The 19,137-nt window shown below is 51.6% G+C and carries 17 protein-coding genes, 2 pseudogenes and 1 riboswitch; of the genes and pseudogenes, 1 reads left to right on the top strand and 18 read right to left on the bottom strand.

Annotated features, from left to right (window positions below; translation table 11 throughout):
* Positions 1-2: 2 nt before the first annotated feature.
* From Q0418_RS09560 to Q0418_RS09475, 18 genes and pseudogenes are all read right to left on the bottom strand, one after another.
* Positions 3-335, bottom strand: a complete 333-nt coding sequence (locus Q0418_RS09560) for an energy-coupling factor ABC transporter substrate-binding protein (RefSeq protein WP_298483923.1) — start codon at positions 333-335, stop codon at positions 3-5.
* A gap of 15 nt (positions 336-350) precedes the next feature.
* Positions 351-1,031, bottom strand: a pseudogene (locus Q0418_RS09555) (energy-coupling factor ABC transporter permease); the annotation flags it as partial.
* A gap of 136 nt (positions 1,032-1,167) precedes the next feature.
* Entirely contained in the window at positions 1,168-2,454 is a 1,287-nt protein-coding gene (gene hemL / locus Q0418_RS09550) for a glutamate-1-semialdehyde 2,1-aminomutase (RefSeq protein ID WP_367276262.1), read from the bottom strand.
* Positions 2,454-3,437 (bottom strand): porphobilinogen synthase, encoded by a 984-nt coding sequence (gene hemB, locus Q0418_RS09545; protein ID WP_298483905.1) that lies wholly within the window; start codon positions 3,435-3,437, stop codon positions 2,454-2,456. Before hemB ends, hemL begins: the two co-directional genes overlap by 1 nt.
* A 23-nt stretch (positions 3,438-3,460) precedes the next feature.
* Positions 3,461-4,333: a hydroxymethylbilane synthase gene (gene hemC, locus Q0418_RS09540; protein WP_298483904.1), complete on the bottom strand. Its 873-nt coding sequence runs from the start codon at positions 4,331-4,333 to the stop codon at positions 3,461-3,463.
* Positions 4,334-4,345: 12 nt separating this feature from the next.
* Complete coding sequence (gene hemA / locus Q0418_RS09535) at positions 4,346-5,557, bottom strand: glutamyl-tRNA reductase (protein ID WP_298483903.1); 1,212 nt, start codon at positions 5,555-5,557, stop codon at positions 4,346-4,348.
* Between the two features lie 4 nt (positions 5,558-5,561).
* Positions 5,562-6,143 (bottom strand): histidine phosphatase family protein, encoded by a 582-nt coding sequence (locus Q0418_RS09530; protein WP_298483902.1) that lies wholly within the window; start codon positions 6,141-6,143, stop codon positions 5,562-5,564.
* 156 nt (positions 6,144-6,299) lie between these two features.
* Positions 6,300-6,489, bottom strand: a riboswitch (cobalamin riboswitch).
* Between the two features lie 140 nt (positions 6,490-6,629).
* Positions 6,630-7,469 (bottom strand): pyrrolysine--tRNA(Pyl) ligase large subunit, encoded by an 840-nt coding sequence (gene pylSc, locus Q0418_RS09525; protein WP_298483901.1) that lies wholly within the window; start codon positions 7,467-7,469, stop codon positions 6,630-6,632.
* A gap of 14 nt (positions 7,470-7,483) precedes the next feature.
* Positions 7,484-7,828: a pyrrolysine--tRNA(Pyl) ligase small subunit gene (gene pylSn / locus Q0418_RS09520; RefSeq protein WP_298483900.1), complete on the bottom strand. Its 345-nt coding sequence runs from the start codon at positions 7,826-7,828 to the stop codon at positions 7,484-7,486.
* A 4-nt stretch (positions 7,829-7,832) separates the two neighbouring features.
* Positions 7,833-8,633, bottom strand: a complete 801-nt coding sequence (pylD, locus tag Q0418_RS09515; protein ID WP_298483899.1) for a 3-methylornithyl-N6-L-lysine dehydrogenase PylD — start codon at positions 8,631-8,633, stop codon at positions 7,833-7,835.
* Positions 8,575-9,810 carry a 3-methylornithine--L-lysine ligase PylC gene (pylC, locus tag Q0418_RS09510; RefSeq protein ID WP_298483898.1) on the bottom strand — a complete coding sequence of 412 codons (1,236 nt, stop codon included), beginning with the start codon at positions 9,808-9,810 and terminating at the stop codon, positions 8,575-8,577. Before pylC ends, pylD begins: the two co-directional genes overlap by 59 nt.
* Positions 9,807-10,847, bottom strand: a complete 1,041-nt coding sequence (gene pylB, locus Q0418_RS09505) for a methylornithine synthase PylB (protein ID WP_298483897.1) — start codon at positions 10,845-10,847, stop codon at positions 9,807-9,809. Before pylB ends, pylC begins: the two co-directional genes overlap by 4 nt.
* A gap of 162 nt (positions 10,848-11,009) precedes the next feature.
* Positions 11,010-12,905: an ASKHA domain-containing protein gene (locus Q0418_RS09500; RefSeq protein WP_298483896.1), complete on the bottom strand. Its 1,896-nt coding sequence runs from the start codon at positions 12,903-12,905 to the stop codon at positions 11,010-11,012.
* Positions 12,906-13,253: 348 nt separating this feature from the next.
* Positions 13,254-14,645, bottom strand: a pseudogene (locus tag Q0418_RS09495) (monomethylamine:corrinoid methyltransferase).
* Positions 14,646-14,651: 6 nt separating this feature from the next.
* Complete coding sequence (locus tag Q0418_RS09490) at positions 14,652-15,314, bottom strand: B12-binding domain-containing protein (RefSeq protein WP_295214870.1); 663 nt, start codon at positions 15,312-15,314, stop codon at positions 14,652-14,654.
* Positions 15,315-15,487: 173 nt separating this feature from the next.
* Positions 15,488-17,080, bottom strand: coding sequence for a CdaR family transcriptional regulator (locus Q0418_RS09485; RefSeq protein ID WP_298483895.1), 1,593 nt, complete (start codon positions 17,078-17,080; stop codon positions 15,488-15,490).
* A 101-nt stretch (positions 17,081-17,181) separates the two neighbouring features.
* Complete coding sequence (locus Q0418_RS09480; protein ID WP_298483894.1) at positions 17,182-17,703, bottom strand: cob(I)yrinic acid a,c-diamide adenosyltransferase; 522 nt, start codon at positions 17,701-17,703, stop codon at positions 17,182-17,184.
* A gap of 143 nt (positions 17,704-17,846) precedes the next feature.
* On the bottom strand, positions 17,847-18,530 hold the full coding sequence (locus tag Q0418_RS09475; RefSeq protein ID WP_298483893.1) for a hypothetical protein: 684 nt from the start codon (positions 18,528-18,530) through the stop codon (positions 17,847-17,849).
* Positions 18,531-18,927: 397 nt separating this feature from the next.
* Between Q0418_RS09475 and Q0418_RS09470 the strand changes: the two genes are divergently transcribed.
* Positions 18,928-19,137, top strand: a 210-nt coding sequence (locus Q0418_RS09470) for a GntR family transcriptional regulator (protein ID WP_298483892.1), incomplete at its 3' end; no start/stop codon positions are given.

Here is a 19,137-nt window from a genome sequence, read left to right as displayed (position 1 = left end):
CTTTATACGCTGCTCTCCTGGGGCGTAATGGCAATGGTATCTTCTTCCTCTTTTTTGGGCTTTTTGCTGATACGTCCCAGCACAAAACCGCATACCCCGGCACCGATCGCCGCCTGTACGCAGAACAGCAGGGATTCGATCTCACCCGAAGGCGGTTCCCAGATAGAATCCATCCAGGTGGAGTAGCCGCCGGTAATTTCCTCAACAACACCGGATGCTGCATCGTCTGTGCCGCCGAATTCTGCGCTGCCGCCCAGCAGTGCCAGAGGAATGGTCACCAGCAAAATGATACCGAAAGTCAGCACCAGATTTCTCACCCAGAGTGCACCGCGCATCGGCTTTGCCTCTGTTACAACAGACAGGGCTTTCAGTTCCTTCGTGCAGTTCTTCTGGATGACGCCATAGACAATGACAGTCAGGACACCCTCCGCAATGGCGATGGGCAGCTGGGTGGGTGCAAATACCATGAGGAATTTCCCCACAGATACCCAGAAATTGTCCCCCGGATATGCCGCCGCCAGCTGAACAGAAGTCAGAATATAAGTTGCCATATCCCCCAGTGTTGCCGACAGGAATACTGCCAGGCTCGCCGGTGCTTTGCATTTTTTCATCAGGCGGAAAATACCATAGGAGACAAAGGGACCGAAAATCGCCATGGAAAATGTATTGGCACCCAGTGTCGTCAGACCGCCGTGTGCAAGCAGAATTGCCTGGAACAACAGCACAACAATACCCAGAATGGACATAATAGACGGGCCGAACAGAATTGCACCCAATCCTGTACCTGTGGGATGGGAACAGCTTCCGGCAACCGAGGGGATTTTCAGAGAAGAAATGATAAATACGAATGCCGCAGACAAGGCGATCAGAAGCTTTACCTTGCCGTCATAGGCGATTTTCTTTTTCAGGCTGATTGCACCTGCCGCCAGGAACGGCAGACACAGCGCACCCCAGGCAATACACCAGCCTGCCGGAAGATATCCTTCCATAATGTGCATGGCAGATGCGCCGAAGCTGCCGCTGGATGCCATATCGGACAGCAGCAGACAAACTGCAAGAACAGATACCAGGATCTGACATCCCAACAATCCTTTGGTTTTGGTGCGGCATCCTGCTGCACCGCCGATCAGACTATAGATTTTTTTCATGTGAGATCACTCCTCTTTCTTATTTGCCGGAAAAATAATCCTCTGCATCCGACAGGGTTTTCTCAATATCACGCATGGTATGCGCATTGGAAACAAAAATTGCCTCGAACTGGCTGGGACCAAAATAGCTGCCATGATCCAGCATAAAGTGGAAATACTGCCGGAATGCTGCAATATCCGCCTGTTTTGCGCTGGCATAATCCGTCACCGGTTCTGCGGTGAAATACAGACAGGACAGAGAACCCACGCCATTGACTGTACATGCTGCGTGATGCCGCTGGATGATTTCTGTCAGACCGCTGCGCAGACGATTGGACAGGCTGTCCACCTGCTGATAGACCTCCGGATGTTCCTTTAAATATCGCAGCTGCGTGATACCAGCACGCATTGCCACTGGGTTGCCGCTGAGAGTGCCTGCCTGATATACCGACCCCAGGGGTGCCACCAGCTGCATGATATCCCGTCTGCCGCCGTAAGCACCTACGGGCATACCGCCGCCAATGATCTTTCCATAGGTCACCAGATCCGGTGTAATTCCGAAGTACCCCACAGCTCCGTCTGCCTGAAGCCGGAACCCAGTAATGACCTCATCAAAAATCAGCAGTGCACCATACTTGTCGCACATCTGGCGCAGTCCCTGCAAGAAGCCTTCCTTTGGTACGACCACGCCCATATTTGCCGCGACTGGTTCTACGATAACGCAGGCGATCTCCTCCGGATACTGTTCAAACAGCTGCTGCACGCTGTCCAGATCGTTGTATACCGCAGAAAGGGTATCCGCCGTACAGCCCCGGGGCACGCCGCTGGAATCGGGAATCCCGGCAGTCATGACGCCGGAGCCTGCCTTTACCAGCATAGCGTCCGCATGTCCGTGGTAACAGCCCTCAAATTTCACGATTTTATCCCGTCCGGTGAAACCTCTTGCAGCACGGACAGCGCTCATCACTGCTTCTGTGCCGGAATTCACCATACGAATCATCTCCACACATGGCACCATTTCCGTAATCAGCTCTGCCATTTCCACTTCCAGCGCTGTCGCTGCGCCATAGCTGAGACCATATTGCAGCTGATCTCGCACAGCATCCAGTACGAAATCCGGATTGTGTCCCAGGATCATGGGACCCCAGGAGCCGATATAATCAATATAGGCGTTTCCATCCTCATCGTACAGATACTGATCTTTCGCACGATGGATAAAACGAGGTGTACCGCCCACAGACTGAAAGGCACGCACCGGCGAATTGACACCGCCCGGCATCAATTCCTTTGCCCGGGAAAATAACTGTTCCGACTGTCTGATCTTCATTATCCGATTCTCCCTTCCCGAATATACTGTGCCAGTTCCATGGCAAAATAGGTGATAAGCAGATCTGCTCCGGCACGATACATGCAGACAGCAGACTCACAGATCAGCGCAGCCTCATCCACATAGCCAGCCATTGCCGCCGCCTTTATCATGGCATATTCACCGCTGACGCTGTAAAGTGCCACCGGCTGGTGAAACCGTTCTTTCAGGGCTTTCAGCACGTCCAGATATGCCATTCCCGGCTTTACCATGAGAATATCCGCACCCTCCTGCACATCCAGCTCTGCCTCCAGAAGTGCTTCTCTGGCATTGTGAGGATCCATCTGGTAGCTTTTCCGGTCACCGAATGCCGGCGCAGAACCGGCGGCATCCCGGAACGGTCCATAAAATGCCGAGGCATATTTCACGGAATAGGACATAACGGGCGTATTCAAAAAGCCGTTTTCATCCAGTACTTCCCGGATCCGTTTCACTCTGCCGTCCATCATATCTGACGGCGCAACCATATCTGCCCCAGCCTGTACGTGGGACAGAGCAGTCTTCGCCAGAACCTCCAGCGTCTTGTCATTGTCCACATCGTGACCGCAGAGAATGCCGCAGTGTCCGTGAGATGTATATTCACACATGCAAACATCCGTGATGACATATAGCTGCGGGAAATTCGCCTTGATATGACGCACTGCCTGCTGAACAATCCCATTTGCATCCCAGGCACTGCTGCCGATCTCATCCTTATGCGCAGGAATTCCGAAGAGCAGCACACTTTTCACGCCGGAATCTACCACATTCTGAAGCAGTTCATCCACACGGTCGAGACTCCAGCGATACTGCCCGGGCATGGATGTGATCTCCTCCTTGATGTCCGTACCCTCTTGAACAAACATGGGATAAATCAGTGTATCCGCAGAGATCCGTGTCTCCCGTACCATATTGCGGAGCAATGCGCCGTTTCTCAGACGGCGTGGGCGATTTGTCAGATTCATGTCAATTCTTCCTTTCAGTCATATTATGCTTTCAGCTGCGCTGCAAGTTCTTTTGCCAGCTGCACAGCGTCTGTTTTTTTACCGCGGATACTGCCGCTTTTCGGAGTCGCACCTACGCCGTAAAAACCACGCAGCAGCATACTGTCCCCTTCTGTTACAGCAAAGCAGCCTATGGGCGAGGAACAATCGCCGCCAAGTTCCCGGGATAAAAGCCGTTCCGTCCTTGCACACAAAGCCGCCTCCGGATCGTTCAGCTGTTCGAGAATCTCTGCATACTCCCCGGCTCGTCCCTGAACAGCCATGATTCCCTGTCCAGCCGCCGGGATCATTTCCTCCGGCGTGAAGCGATAGGAGATCCGATGTGCCAGCCCAAGCCGTGTCAGTCCGGCTTCTGCCAGAATCAGCGCACTGTATTCTCCTCGATCCAGTTTGTCCAGTCGGGTCAGCACATTGCCGCGCACCGGCTTGATCTCCAGTTCAGGATGTAGTTTGTGAAATTGCAGCGTCCGTCTGGCGCTGGCGCATCCCACGGGCAGAGCCGGATCCAGTTCTGAAACACCCTGAGGCAGAACCAGCACATCCCCCGGCGTTTCTCTCGCAGAATAGGCACCCACAGGCATTGCAGAATTTTCTTCAACCGGCACGTCCTTCAGACTGTGCACACAAAGATCCACTCGATGTTCCCCTAAGGCAGCGTCCAGTTCTTTCAGAAACAATCCCTTTCCGCCGATCTTGTCCAGCGTCTTGTCCAGCACCTGATCGCCGGTGGTAGTCATGGTCACAAGTTCCAGTGTCACATCCGGTGCGATCTGCCGAATCTGCGCCATAATGAGTTCACTCTGTATGACCGCCAGCCGACTGGCACGGCTGCCGATGCGTATGATATTCTTGCCCATATTTCAGTCCCTCTATCTCTTTAACGACCGAGCCCGATCGTGTACTTTTTCGCAGCAATTGCGCATCAGATCCGGTGTCACTTCCGGCTTGATACCGCCCAGGATCATGTCAATGGTTTTCTCCGTCACCAGGCGGACGATCTCTTCCAGTTCGGCATTTTCCCGATAGGCATCCAGAGCCGTACTATGCATAAGCCGATCAGCAGATAAGGTTTTCAGCTGACGGATATAGGGCACAGAATCCCGATAATTGCGCCACATGCGGAATTCCTCTGCATACCGCATTGCCGTCTGATGCAGCGCCTCCATAGATGCCCTATCCGGCTCCGTGCCGTTTTCGAAGTCATCCAGATTCCGGCACTCCACACCCGGCACCTGGCGGCATGACTCTTCCACATCTCTGGGCAGTGCCAAATCCATGATCCACGCCGGCTTTTTCTCCAATGCCTCCAGCTGTTCTGCGGTAACTGTGTAATGTGGGCTGCGGGTTGCACTGAGCACGATGTCTGCACCATCAATTTTCGAAAAACGTTCCTCATAGGGAATTGGCGTTGTGCCAAAGGGCACAATGGATTCCCCATGGTGATAGGTGCGCAGGGTCACATATACCTGACATCCACGCTCCACAAGCAGTTCCGCCGCAAGCCGTCCCATTTTGCCGTTGCCCACTACGACGCATACTTTACCGGTGAGATCACCGCAGTTCTGTTCCAGCATCTGTACTGCGCTATAGGAAATAGAAAGGGGCACAGCTGTTATACTGACATTAGTCTGGGCATATTTCCCGGCAGAAACGGCAGTACGGAACAAGGTATCCAGTGCCGCATCTGCTGCATGACAGTTCCGTGCCAATGCAATTGCCTGTCCTACCTGGGTAACGATCTGCTCCTCATGCAGAATCTGGGAGTGCAGTCCACAGGCTACTTCCATGAGATACAGCACTGCTTCAGATTCCCTTTTCCGGAAAAAACGTTCTCGCATTTCCGTTTTATCCACTCCGGCTGCATCCAAAAGCAGTTGTTCCGGACAGACCGTACAGTCCGGTTCGATGGAAAGGTACAGTTCCGTCCGGTTGCAAGTCGCCATAAGCACACAGCCCTGCACACCATCCATCTCCTGCACCCTGGTCATGAACGCTTTCGCATTCTTCTCAGAAAAGGAAAACCGTTCCCGCAGTGCAATAGGAGTCGTCCGATAATCCAGTCCAGCCATGATAAGCGGCATATGATCACTTCCTTTTCTCATATTTCAAACGCAAAGGCACCGTCCTTGTCACCTGACAGCAAAACGGTACACAGTGCGGAATCTTCCAGTCAAAATAAGGCGTATGAGATGCCTCCAGTTCCGACAGCACCGCCATGCAAGTGCCGCCGTGGACAACCACCGCTGCTGTCTCAAAGGAATGACTAAGCACCAGTTCCTCCAGCGCCCGGCAGCACCGTTCGATAAACGCCTCCCGGGATTCTCCTCCCGGAAAAGGCAGCGTACCGCCGCTGTCGATCCAAGCCTGGTATGCCGGAGCGCCGGTCAATTCCTGATAATTTTTCCCCTCAAACTGTCCGAAATCGCATTCCGCCAGGTCTGGGTGAATGATCTGCGGCTGACTGGGGAATAGGATCTCAGCCGTTTCCCGGCACCGCCGCATGGGGCTTGCAAAAACCACGTCCGGAACCGTGTCTGAAAGCAACGCTGCCTGTTCCTGTGCCAGCTGTATCCCAGCCGGACAAAGGCATTCGTCTGTACGCCGTCCCACATAGCGGTGCTCCAAATTCCCGGCAGTTAAGCTATGCCGGATCAGCATCAGCTGCATAAACATTCACCTCTGCCTGATACAAAAAATCCCATGTCTCGTCTGCGAGAACACTCGTCTGCGAGAACATGGGATAACTGATTTTTGCGTACCAAAAGAAAGCCTTTGCAGAATCCTGCAAAGCGCACCTTTACGCCAAAATAGTACACTCTATTCTCGTAGAATCGCAATGCAGACCGGTCTCCCGACTTTCGGATCATCACGGAAATACGCCTTCCCGACATGATATCAGTGGCATCTGTATTTCAACTCCCCGGTATACGGTAGCGGAACTGTGCGGGATTCTCACCCGGCTTCCCTGTTATCTGCTGCGGACTATCCTGTCACCTATTCAAGGAAACACTGTCATTTCTATCATGACAGATTTCTCCTTTGGCAATACCGCATTGTGCAGTATTGCTTTTTTCTACTATACCACATATTCTATTTTTTTGCAAGTACCAATTTTAAAAAAATTATAGGTGACAATATGGTTGTCCTGGAGTATCACTTAATATTCAGCCGTGCGCCGTCCAGGAAGGAAATGCTTCTAGAGTGACGATGGATGCCCTGCTGGTGTTCCCGGTACATCAAAAGCCGCTCCAGTCCGAAACCGATTCCCACCCAGGTACAGTTGATTTTCCAGGCGGCATCCAGCGGATGGGGTCCCATGGAAGTGGATGCCAGTTCCAATCCGTCTGCGCCCACAAAATCCAGCCCGTCACCATAAACCACGGAATTTTCCGCCTCTGTTGCATAGTCCATGATTCCAGCGGCATCCAGCACCAGGCGTCCCAGTTCTTCCAGACGCTTGCGGCGCTCCTCCATGGGTGTGCCCCACTCCACCAAATTCAACATGGTGAACTCTTTCAGATGAGACTTTCCCTCCGATTCTTTTCGGAAGCAACTACCGATCTCAAAGATACGCAGCGGCAGCTTTGCCACATTCATCAGATCTTTGGATACGCTGTACAAATTAGGCGCCAGCATGGGACGCAGACAGCTTTTGGAATCCAGCCAGAACACCTGTTCATTCAGAGGATGCGTTCCGTCAATGGTCATGCGGTCGAGAAATTTCCGGGATATGATGGTGGGCGTCGTCACCTGCGTAAAACCGTTTGCGCAGAGCGTCTGCGCCAGTTGGAATTGCAGCTGGCATAACGCAGGCTGATGGGTCTCTGTCAGAAGACGGTTCAGGATCTGCCGATTCTTTGCCACAAGCGCTTTTTCCCTTTGCTTGAAGTATTTTTCCCGTTCAGCGATCGTCTCAAAGTCTCCGGGAAGTTCCTCTGCCGAAAGTCCCAGCTCTGTCAGTCGGTTTTTCTGCGACTCGGTCAATCCAGTCATGATACCCATCTCCCTTATTTCAATGCTTTTTTGGAATCTGTAAAAATAGTAGAAGAATATTTCTCCAGCTTCCACTGGGGAATCTTGCACTTTTTGCAGGGCACCTTGCACCAGCGATTCCGCAGCCAACGTGCGCTTCGGCTGTTTTTGGAATCCCAACAGGTGAACTGTTCGCCGCAGTGGGTGGTAATTACCAGCATATTGCCCTGATACTGAATATCCTTTACGCCATGCAGTACGCCCGACCGGGATGGCCAGAGCTTTACCTTTCCCACCAGCTGGGACAGCCGCTGCTTTTTGTAGATAAAACGCCGGGGCGCCGGCTTGATGTTTTTCATCATCTGTTCCATTTTTCCCATAGCCTTATCCCTCCATCTGCCGGATGCAGTCGTAATACATGGCAATCGTCCCAAGCTCCAGAGGATTATGGATCAGCGTCACCTTCTCTGCCGCCTCAGAGGTAAGGCTCAAAGGCATTCCCGGCACGGAAAATACAGTTCCCTCTGTCACATCCTCCGCTGAGATCCATCCGCCGTTGGGTGTAGCGTCAAGGATATAGCCATATTGTCTTAGATCCGGCGTATCACACAGCACAGTGGCATGGACACATTTTTCCGCCGCAGCCTTCGCCTTTCCCAGCAAAGGGTCATACACTGCCACCTGCGCCCCGGCATTGTCCAGCCATTTCGCCGCCGCACTTCCCACCGGACCGGCGCCAAGTACCAGAACTTTTTTTCCGGCGCAGGAAACTGCACCATCCAGTGCCGCCGCAAAGGCAATTCCCGTGGCAAAGCCATTGTCGGACTGCCATGCACCGCCGGTGGAAAATGCCGCATAAACATCATCATCCGCCAGGAATATCACTTCTGCTCCGGCAGCATATGCCTCCTGCAATCCGGCTACATCTGTTTTTTCGGTGACAAAGGCATCCGCACCTATGTGCTGCAAAATGGCACAGACTGATTCGGAAAATCTGCTGATCACCCCCAGACCGCTTGTCACGGGGATCACTGCCGTCTTTTTCACTGGAGAATGCTCCGAGATATGCAGTCCATGACAAGCCGTCTGCGCCATGGTCATACCGGTCTGCTTCTGAAACGTAGCGTCATACGCCTGCATGGAGGTTGGAATATGCGAAATGTCTGTTGGGATCAATCTTGACATGATAATACTTCCTTTCCGTCTGTTTGCATGTTTCCGTCAGATAAGCATCTTCTATTCTGGGGATACTGTATTCTTTCTGGATACGCCGGAGCACCCTCTGCATTTTCTGTCGGACTTCCTCGGTGGTCTTACCGTAGAGAATGACGATTGCCCGAAACCTGCCGCCGCAGTCCGGCGTGAAATCGGTCATGGCTTCTTCTGCGCCGAAAAATCCAGTCATATGGCGCAAAGGCGGACAATCTGACATAATATGTTCTCCCAGCACCCGGATTGCACTGGGTGAGACCTGTATCTGCTGATACCAGCAAATTTGCTTCGGCACAGGCTGTAAATCGTAGGATTGCCCTACTCCATGGCGCACCAACCACTCTACCATATTAAAACCGCTGGCATGATAGACCGCAATGGGCGTCTGACTGGGCAGCCGTGCATCAATTTCCAATAGCTTCAGCTTCCCATGATGACTGATCACTTCAATATCAAAAATACCGTTCATATGCAGCGCTGCCGCCAGCTTTTCCGCTATCTTATACAATTGCTGCGCCTCATATGCAGTCACCTTTGCAGGCGCAACGATCCGGCTGCAATCATAGCTGCTGTCCATGCACACTTCTGTGATCATGGGACAACATATCTCACCGTTCATGGAGAGTACCTCCAGAGAAAACGATCTTCCCTCCAGATACTGCTGTATCACCACATTTCCATTTGCCCTGGCAAGATATGTATCTACTTCAGCTTGTGACTCTGCACGCTGTACTGCTGCGCTGCCGCTCTGGTCGTCCGGCTTCAGGATCACAGGGAATCCACACACCGGATAGGATTCTGGCAGAGGCAGTCCCAGCTGCCGAAACAGCGCATTGGAACGCCTTTTGGAAGAAGAAACGGCATAGGCAGCTGTGTCGAATATTACAGGAGTTTCTGTCTGTCTGCCGTATCTCTCCAGCGTCCGGCATACTTCCAGATCTTCGATGACCGGCAGAACTGCATCATTTTCCCGGAATAGGGGCAGCATGATTTCCTCGTCATAAACATCTGCCTGCACAAACCGATCAGCCAGACCGCTGCCGCAGGCATCTGCCCGATGATCTACTGCTGTCACAAAAAAACCTGCCTGTTTTGCCAGATAAATGGCTTCTGTGCCCTGCAATTTGCATCCCACTACCAACAGTTTCATTTCCGTATCCCCCTCAGCCATGCCTGATATTGTTCAGCCGATGCCGGCTGTAATCCACACGCCAGAACCGTATCCTGTACACCTGCCACGGTTCGATATCCCTCGTCGATATCCTGACTGGCATGTGCCACGCCAGCGTAGCCCTCCCGGGGCGGAATAATCGATGTGATCACATTGGCACCTGCCATAAGCCGGGATTCCAGACCATGCAGTCCATCCACATCCAGGGACGCCGGAATCAGGCGTTCCGGAAACAGCAGCCGCATTATTGCAATATTCAGCAGTTCATCGGAGAATTCCGACTGCTGCCGTGCCATCATTGGTGTGCCTTCCTGAGGAACAAAGGTCATGGTACGCACCTGCATGGCACCCATGTGTTCCATTTCCCGGAACGAGTGGATCCGGTCGGAAACTGTCTCACCAACTCCGGTGAGCAGTCCCTCTTCTATACACATTCCCAGAGACCGTGCCAATGTCTTGCAGTGCATCCGTTCTTCATAGGACTGGTCAGCCCGGAGTGTCCGGAACAATTCGGGATCGTGTGTTTCCTGATACAAAGCGTACCAATCCGCACCGGCTTCGGCGAGCTGGCGGATGCAGTCATCGGAGACAACACCTGGCGAGACCATGACCGCCAGACCGGTCTCCTGTTTTACCATGCGCACCAATTCCGCCAGCCGTTCCGGGTGGTCAGTATAATACGGATCCTCACCCATGGTCAAATCAATGAGATGCACGCCGGAATTTCTCAACTGCACCGCTGTCTCAATGATCTCCTCTGGGGATTTGCGATAACGGGGCGGATGGTTGTTTTCCCTGCGAAAATAGCAGAAATTGCAGTTATTCCGGCAATATGTGCTGAAATAGACAAAACCATATAAAAACACATTGTTGCCGAAATGTGCAGCACGTGCACGCCTTGCTGCTGCAAAAACGGCGTCCCGGTCTGACCCCTGTGCGGACAACAGCTCTGCAATTTCCATATCAGTCAGCGTATGCATTCCATTTTCGTATTGATTCAATATAGTTTCTATCATGGTTTTGTTCCTCTTTTCTTGTGAGTGCCTGTCCGGCTTATGGTAATACCGTACAAAGATTGTGCGTCAGATGTACTCTACGAGCATTTTGGTTTCATCTGACGAAAAATATGCAAGCATATGACGTGCAAAGCCCACAGGCGCTCTTTGTGCGGTGTTGCCTTATGCATTTGTAAAATGATCCTTTTTATGGGGAATCCACATAGCATCGGAGAACATCATCTGGAATTCTGCATCCATAGCTGTCTCCACAAAGGTCACGTGTTCCGCAAGCCATTGTGCTTCCTGCCGTTTCTCCACATTCAGGAGCGCATATCGTGCGCCAACGCCGGCTGCATTGCCCGATACAAAGATCTGCTCCGCAGGACAATCGGGAAACATACCCAGCTGCAGTGCGGAATTCCGGTCGATATAGCTGCCGAAGGCTCCGGCGAGAGTCACTGCGGAGATCTGCTCCACGCCGCACTGCTGCATAAGTGCTTTTGCACCAGCATAGAGCGCCGCTTTTGCAAGCTGTACAGCACGGACATCCTTCGCCGTGACCACAATATCATGCTCCCGGGGAGACCGGGCAAAATACAGTACATATTCCGGTTTTCCCTTTGCGTCCATTCGGATACGTCCGGATTGCAGCGTCCTGGAAAATCTGCCATTGGGTTCCAGGATCCCGGTACGTGCCATCTGGGCAACTGCATCCAATATCCCCGAACCGCAGATGCCCTGGGGAATCCTCTGATTTCCGATCAGCTGCAGCGTTGGCTCCAGAGTTTCCGGGTCGATGGTCACCCGTTCAATGGCACCGTATGCCGCACGCATACCGCACTGAATATGGGCTCCCTCCAGTGCCGGACCTGTGGCGCAGGATGTGACATAAAGATGCTCCCGATTTCCGAAGCAGATCTCGCTGTTTGTGCCGATATCAATGATCAGCTGCATTTCTTCCTGCCCATGGGGTTCCTCAGCGATCAGTACCGCCAAATGATCTGCCCCCACAAAGCCTGCCGCCAGGGGCAGCACATGCACATTGGCGCCAGCCATGCCAACAAGTCCGATTTCCCTTGCTGGTACATCCATGGCGGCATTGGAAACCGCCGCAAAGGGCGATGCGCCCAAAGAATCCGGCGGAATATTCAGCGCAATGTGGTGCATTACCGGATTGCACACCAGTACAAATTCCCCGATCTGTTCCGGGGAGATACCTTGTTTCTCTGCCATTTCTCTGGTCAGCTTGTTCAGCCCGTCTATGAGGATCTCATGCAGCTGTTCCAAACCATCTTCTTGCAGCATACAATGGGAAACACGTGCCAGCACATCATCTCCGAACCGCACCTGGGGATTCATCATAGAGGCAACTTGCACCGTCTCGCCGGTTTTGCAGTCGCACAGATATGTGGCAATGGTGGTGGTTCCGATGTCAATTGCCACGCCGTAGCATCCATTCTCTGTTCCCGGCTGAACACCAATGATCTTCCGATTCTGCCACACTGTCACGCTGACGCGCCATTGTCCTTTGCGCACTGCATGCGGCAACTGCCGCAGCACGGCAAGATCCAGTTCCATCGTTTCCGACAGTGCCGGGAACGCTTTGTGCAAGGTATCGCACAGCCGTCTGGCATCATCCCGGTGATCCTCCAACGTTGCCTTGGGCAGCGTCACACAATAGGTTTGCACTGCCGGATGTAACGGAATCGTTTTCGATTTTCCATCGGAAAGCACAACCTGCTGTGCCAGGCGGCTTTTCTGCGGCACTTCGATTACAAGGTCACCTCTGGGACAAGTCATACAAGCCAGCCGAATACCATCCTGCCGTTCCGTTTCGGAAAGCAGTTTGTATTCCTCTGCTGTCATTTCCGTCAGATGTGTTTCGTCACTGCGGATGCCATATCCTTCAAATGTTCCGGAAACGACCCGGAGTTTACATTTTCCGCAGGCGCCGGCACCGCCGCACGCAGCATCTATCCCAACACCTGCACGCTGGGCGATCTGAAGCAGTGTTTCCTCCGGAGAAGCATCTGTGCACTGCACGCCAAAGGGCTGAAAGATGATCTTATTTCCCATTTTCTTCACCTTCCTTATGAAAAAAGGAGAAGCATCCTCTGATACTTCTCCTTTCGTCATGATAATACCTGAAGATGCTTGCTGTTTCTTGGCGAAGAGTCCCGGTGTTGCACCCGGCTGTACGGATTTAGAGTCCATATAATCACTTCGATTCACCCTCCGCATGAACGAAATGAGACTGCAAGCAGTGTGCGTATGACTCCCGTACTTCCCTGAGCAGGCAAGCCATCGGGCACAAAGCAACCGTTCTCATTTCGTTTTCAAAGCGTTTCCTATGCCATCAGATCCCCATACTTCCCTGAGCAGGCAGATCCGGGCACAGGAGCACTGTATTCATGCAAGCGTCAGTTATTTGTTCCAGTAGGTCAGACCCAGATCGGTCAGGATCTTGACTGCCTCATCATACACCTGAATGTACTCGTCGGTCGGTACGAGTTTTACAACATCGTAGCATTCCGGGAAAGTCTTGCCTTCCGGCGCAGTCTTGTAATCCTTCTCATACATCGCAACCAGCTTATCCAGCAGAACATTCACCTCATGCAGATCCATACCGGCAACGGCATGTGCTGCCTCACCCATCATTCTGGCTTCCATTGCAGTGAACTGGTCAGTGAATACGCCCTTTCTGGACGCAACACCGGACAGGATCTCACGGCCGCTGATGGTGTCAGTGATCGCCTGAGCTGCAGTTTCCAGCAGGCACATTACTGTGCACGGACCAGCCAATGTGTAGTACTGGTTACCCAGGATCAGGTGTGTGTTCTCCTCGATTGCTCTTGCTGCGTGACCGGCAACTGCAAGCGCTTCTCTTGCAGTGGTAATGCCCCAGCGGACATGTACCGGGCCGTCCAGATGCCAGGAACCCTGCATCATGACAAAAGAGTTCAGAGTTGTTGCAACATCGACGATGGTTGTCTCTTCCAGGCCGCCGGAATAGCCGCCATAGATCGGCATCTGCTCGACCATGACACAAGCACCTTCCATTGCATAATGCGCACCTACACAAAGAGCACTAACGTCGATTTTCAGCTCATTCAGCTGGGAAACTTCGTGGGAGTCATTGGTTCTCATGCCGCCCGGGAAGTCTGCTTCAATTACACCAGCTGCGCTGAGGGAAGTCTCGTTCCCCTACAATCCCATGCCGCTGCGGCCGGCTCTCATCTGCGCTTCACGTACCTGCAGAGCCTCGGAGCGAACTGCCATCAGTTCCCACGGAGAACCCGGGACCGGATCCTTACCCATGACGGTCTGCATAACACCGTCAACGATAGTATCCACAATGGGTTCCTGTGCATATGCCTGGTGAATCGGCAGGAACAGCTGTTCCGAGCACGGAGAACCAGTCGGACCGCCCTGGATGACAGGCGCCTTTGCACTGTCATAGGAACGAGGTACTACCTGGATCGCCTCCTGACCCTCGCCGTACTGGAAATGATCCGGTGCGGATGCAATAGCGTGCAGGATTTCATCTCTGGTATACTTGATGACTCTGCCGGTATCAATGCAGTATACACCGCAGGTCTCCAGCATTTCCAGACCAGCCTGGAACAGATTGTTGATCAGTTCCTTATCTTCCGGAACGATCACGGACTTGTCCATTTTGATGTTGTACTTTTTCTTCAGAGCACGGGCAGTCTGCGGGATAACTTTGAAGTCCCACTCCTTCTCGTCCATCTTCGGGCCGCTTTTTGCACGGTCATACACATCGAAAACAGTGACATTTTTTCCAACTGCATTCATGTTTCCTTATGCTCCCTTCTTCTTTGCAATCAGTTCTTTGGCAACGGTAACAGCATCGGTTGCAGTCTCAGAATAACCGTCTGCGCCGATCTGCTCACACCAGCTCTCCGAAACCGGAGCGCCGCCGAACATACAAATGTAGTCGTCACGCACACCGTCCTCCTTCAGCAGGTTGATGATATCTCTCTGTGCCGGCATAGTGGTGGTCATCAAAGCAGAACCTACGATCAGGTCTGCGCCGATCTCCTTTGCCTTTGCAACAACGTCCTCCACCGGAACATCTCTGCCCATGTCAACCACTTCGAAATTGTTCGCAGAAAGCATGGTCTTTACGATGTTTTTGCCGATATCATGAATATCACCCTGAACGGTGTGAATGACAACCTTACCAGCAGAGCTGCAATTTTTCTGTTCATCGCTCATGCCGCTTGTCAGAATGGTAACTGCTGCGTCAAATGCTTCAGACGCCATCAGCAGTTCCGGAACGAAAGCCTCGCCCTCGTCGAACAGGTCGCTCATGACCTGCATACCAGCGGACAGACCGCCAGAGATGCAATCCAGCGGATCCAGACCAGCTTCCAGCGCTGCATTTGCAGCTTCTGTTGCCATGTCCTCATCCATCTCAACGATCGCATTCTTGAGCTTTTCATAAATTTCTTCTTTGCTCATTGTAAGAACCTCCTCAAATCATCATTTTGATATCCAAAGCGAACCGGTGCTGTTCCCTTTTGATGTCTCTATTATAGCAAACCTCGTCATGGGTGACAACGTTTTCTCGGTACATTCCTTATTTTTGACGAAACCGGCATTCGTTTCTGTCATTTTTCACAAACAGGCTGTTTTCATGCGCTGGTACGGTTCTGCCGGAGCAAGGCATCCTCTGTCTCTTCCGCTGCATCGCCTGACTCAAGCTGTTCCCGGTAGCACGCATCAATACCGTAACAAACCAGCCGGAGATACAGCTGTTCCTCCTTCTGAGAAAGGTCAGATCCCAGCATTTTCTTGATCTTATCCAGCCGGTAGATCAGCGAGCTGCGGTGCAGGAAAAGCTCTGCCGTTGTCTCAGAAATGTTCAAATTGTTGCGGATATAACAGCGAAGTATCTTATAGTTCTCGAAGTTGTTTTCCGCATCTGTCTCCAGAAACATCTGCATTTCCCGAGTGAGCAGCACTCTCAGGGGCAGCGAGCCGAGACCGTGCTGCAAAATATAAGGGAGCCGACATTCCTCAAAGAAAAACACACCCATCTGCCGTTTCTGTTCTGAACAGAATTGCAACGCTGCCTCTGCCTGGCGGAAATAATCGCACAAGAATACGGCATTTTCAAAGGGCGTGCTCAGTCCGGCAGAAACGCCGTAATCTGTGCCGAGCTTCTCCAGATATACACGCCACTGCTCCTGACCCAGCTCCATCTGCTCCAGATTACAGAGCGCATAGACGTTATCATTATGCCGGATGGTCACCAGACCGCCGGCGTGATGTTCCATATAGCCGCACAGATAATTGGCAACATGCTGTTTCGCCTGACGGTCACGTACCCGAAGCGTACAGCACAGGTATGTATCTTCCATTTTCCATTGCATGGCATTCAGTGCAGAACGTAATTCAAAGGCATTGACCTGACCGCTATGAAGAGATTCCGACAGACAGCTTTTCAGGTTCTGGAATGCAGCATTCCGGAAATTGGGAGAGATCTGCACATATTTCCGGATATACTGTTCCATCATGCAGAGCCGTGTATAATCCGCATCGGTAAAGGGGCGGGCAGTATCGTCAATACAGACATAACCCAGCACCTGCTGGTGGGATTCAATGGTCATGCGCAGGGTGCTGATCTTATTGTCAAAGGTGATATTGAAGTGCACATTCTCGCTGCGCTGTGCGGAGACAGTTCCCGAAAGCAGGCTGACGATGCGTGGTTCGCTGAGATATCCGTTTTCATCCTGTACCTTTTTGGAGAACGGATGAAGTTTGGACTCTCCTACTGCAATGACCTTGAAATCACTTGCTGCGATCAGCATGGGATTGTCGAAAAAGGGTACTGCTGTCTGGCAGAGCTCCTCTGCACTGCCGCCCTGAAGCAGGATCCGGTTCATTTCCTCTTCCCAGCGTCCGTAGAGGTCGATCTGTTCCAGAATAGTCTCATAGATCTTTCCCAGACCGCAGTCGCTGCTGACACAGATCACATCGTGGCAGGTTTCTTCCAGTATCTCCGGTTTCAGATGTCCCAGGATCACAAAGGTACTTCTGACGTTCTGACAGTCCCGTGGGAATTCCTTCGGATTTACCACCAGATAAACCGCATCCGGCTTGATCCGCAGCAGCGGATTGTAAATGGTAGCGTATTTTATGGGATACTGATATTTGCTGCTTGTGATTTTTCCGGCAATCCGATCCGGAAACAATTCCTCGAGAATATAGCTGTTAACTGCCATAAAATCGCCTCCTATAATATCAAAAAACGACAGCGTATCGGTCTGTACATCGCCATTGATGTACAAGTCCGGCACACTGCCGTTTCTCTTCTTCTAATCTATCAGAATTCGATCCCTTTTCTGGCGCCCACGCCATGATCGAAGGGATGCTTCTGTTTCCGGATCTCTGAAACATAATCCGCACATTCAACCAGAAGCGGATCCGGATCCCGTCCGGTCATCACGACTTCCAATCCGTCCGGACGATTCCTAAGCCAGTCCAGCACAGTTTCCAGCGGTAAAAATCCGCAGTTGATACAAGACATGATCTCATCGAGAACGATCATCTGATATTCGTCCCGTTCCATCAGCTGTACGATATCATCAAACTGCTTCTGATATCCGACAGCCGCCTCTGCCTTTTCTTCGTCCGTCATGGCAAAGGAAAACTTTGAAATGGTATACCCGGACAGAACTGTCACCTCCGGAATCTGTTCCAATACGTTCCGCTCACCGGAAGTGCCGGGCTTCATGAACTGGTAGAACAGTACCCGGTTTCCTGAACCGGCACAGCGGACGGCAAGTCCCACAGCCGATGTGGTTTTTCCCTTTCCATCTCCGCAATAAATATGCACAAGTCCCATGCAATCTCCTCCTTTCTGTTTCTGCACCATCGCCTTTGACAGTACCATAATATTCTCCGATAAAACCTCCATAAAATACGGAGTCTGTTTAGGCAATACCGTGCAAAGCCGCTAGGCGCTCTTTGTGCGGTGTTGCCTTTATTTTACATGCGCCCTGCCTTGCAATAATTGCACATCTTTCCGTGCCCCAGGCAATGGGTACAGTCCAGCACCGGCAGGTCTGCCACAGTCTTTGTTACCAGAAAAAAACCGACACAGCTTTTTGCCGGCAGCATAAATCCGCTGGGCATCAGCGACAGATGGATGCGCTCACAATCCATGAACTGAAAGAATTTCTCCACATCTGCCGCCGGCATTCCGTAAAATCCCGGGCCAAAGGCATCGGAAACAACGTACTTTTCTGCTTCGTATTGTTTTTGAATCCAATGCCGCAGTAAATCTCTTGCAGTATCTGCTATTGCCGTACCGCTGATATCATAATATGCCTGCTGGAGTACACGGGAGTCCGGCGCCTCAGCATCACCGCAGGTCAGCGCAAACGTATACAGAGCAATCACACTCTCCGGTGGAACGGTTTCCAGTGCCGGACAGACAAAAACCTGATCTGCAATGCGGATCTCTCTGCCGGAGATACAGGAAGCGTCATACGAAGAGACCAGTGTATAGATCACAGACTGCTCCAGCACATTTTTCAGACATTGCATGGCATATGCCTTTTTCTTCTGCAAAGCCGCCTTGTCCTTATGCAGTCCGCACATGTGGATGAAATGATCTTCGATCAGCGCATTTCCAAGTAAACTGTCCCATGCGATCACCTGGTTCTTCATCTGACAGCACCTCCGTTTGCATTGCCGTTCTGATGTATAACATTATACCGCATTTTCCGGCATTTGAAAAGATACAATTGCCGATTGCCTGAACGGTACAATTTCAGATTGTCATTCACACTTTTCAAGGCAGCATCCGAACACCATGACTATCCCCGGACACCGGTTTCGGGAGTATCCTGCGATTGTCGAATTATGTTATTTTTTATTTTACAAAAAAGCGATAAAATCGATTGAATCATATTGTATAATAAATCAAAGCCAAAGCGACAATATTTCATACCTTTTCGGTAGGACAGCTTAATTTTATTCAGCAAATAAGTCCGATGGGTACAATTTTACAAAAAAATCGTCAGAATTGTACCCATCCAGATCATTTCAGCAAGGAGTGACCAGTGTGATTTACATTGATAATGACAATACCAAACCGCTCTATCTGCAAATCTACGAGTCCATCCGACAGAATGTTCTTTGCGGTATGCTGCCCAAAAATACGGCGCTGCCGCCGATCCGCACCATGGCAAATGAACTGAAAGTCAGCAAAAATACGGTAGGCAACACCGCACAATTGCCAAACGAGCCAAAATGTGATATAATAGAGACATGG

Origin of the sequence: uncultured Ruminococcus sp., assembly GCF_937915125.1 — a bacterium.
Taxonomy (GTDB): Bacteria; Bacillota; Clostridia; order Oscillospirales; family Ruminococcaceae; genus Ruminococcus_C.
This window is presented reverse-complemented; position numbering and strand designations above follow the sequence as displayed.

Excerpts from the sequence above, each read along its gene's own strand:
- hemA (WP_298483903.1), bottom strand. The coding sequence starts at position 5,557 with ATGCCGCTTATCATGGCTGGACTGGATTATCGGACGACTCCTATTGCA.
- Q0418_RS09480 (WP_298483894.1), bottom strand. The coding sequence starts at position 17,703 with ATGGGACTTGTGCATATTTATTGCGGAGATGGAAAGGGAAAAACCACA.
- Q0418_RS09490 (WP_295214870.1), bottom strand. The coding sequence starts at position 15,314 with ATGAGCAAAGAAGAAATTTATGAAAAGCTCAAGAATGCGATCGTTGAG.
- hemB (WP_298483905.1), bottom strand. The coding sequence starts at position 3,437 with ATGAATCTGACAAATCGCCCACGCCGTCTGAGAAACGGCGCATTGCTC.
- pylSc (WP_298483901.1), bottom strand. The coding sequence starts at position 7,469 with ATGACTGGATTGACCGAGTCGCAGAAAAACCGACTGACAGAGCTGGGA.
- Q0418_RS09500 (WP_298483896.1), bottom strand. The coding sequence starts at position 12,905 with ATGGGAAATAAGATCATCTTTCAGCCCTTTGGCGTGCAGTGCACAGAT.
- pylSn (WP_298483900.1), bottom strand. The coding sequence starts at position 7,828 with ATGGGAAAAATGGAACAGATGATGAAAAACATCAAGCCGGCGCCCCGG.
- hemL (WP_367276262.1), bottom strand. The coding sequence starts at position 2,454 with ATGAAGATCAGACAGTCGGAACAGTTATTTTCCCGGGCAAAGGAATTG.
- Q0418_RS09485 (WP_298483895.1), bottom strand. The coding sequence starts at position 17,080 with ATGGCAGTTAACAGCTATATTCTCGAGGAATTGTTTCCGGATCGGATT.
- pylD (WP_298483899.1), bottom strand. The coding sequence starts at position 8,633 with ATGTCAAGATTGATCCCAACAGACATTTCGCATATTCCAACCTCCATG.
- Q0418_RS09560 (WP_298483923.1), bottom strand. The coding sequence starts at position 335 with ATGCGCGGTGCACTCTGGGTGAGAAATCTGGTGCTGACTTTCGGTATC.
- pylB (WP_298483897.1), bottom strand. The coding sequence starts at position 10,847 with ATGATAGAAACTATATTGAATCAATACGAAAATGGAATGCATACGCTG.
- pylC (WP_298483898.1), bottom strand. The coding sequence starts at position 9,810 with ATGAAACTGTTGGTAGTGGGATGCAAATTGCAGGGCACAGAAGCCATT.
- Q0418_RS09530 (WP_298483902.1), bottom strand. The coding sequence starts at position 6,143 with ATGCAGCTGATGCTGATCCGGCATAGCTTAACTGCCGGGAATTTGGAG.
- Q0418_RS09475 (WP_298483893.1), bottom strand. The coding sequence starts at position 18,530 with ATGAAGAACCAGGTGATCGCATGGGACAGTTTACTTGGAAATGCGCTG.
- hemC (WP_298483904.1), bottom strand. The coding sequence starts at position 4,333 with ATGGGCAAGAATATCATACGCATCGGCAGCCGTGCCAGTCGGCTGGCG.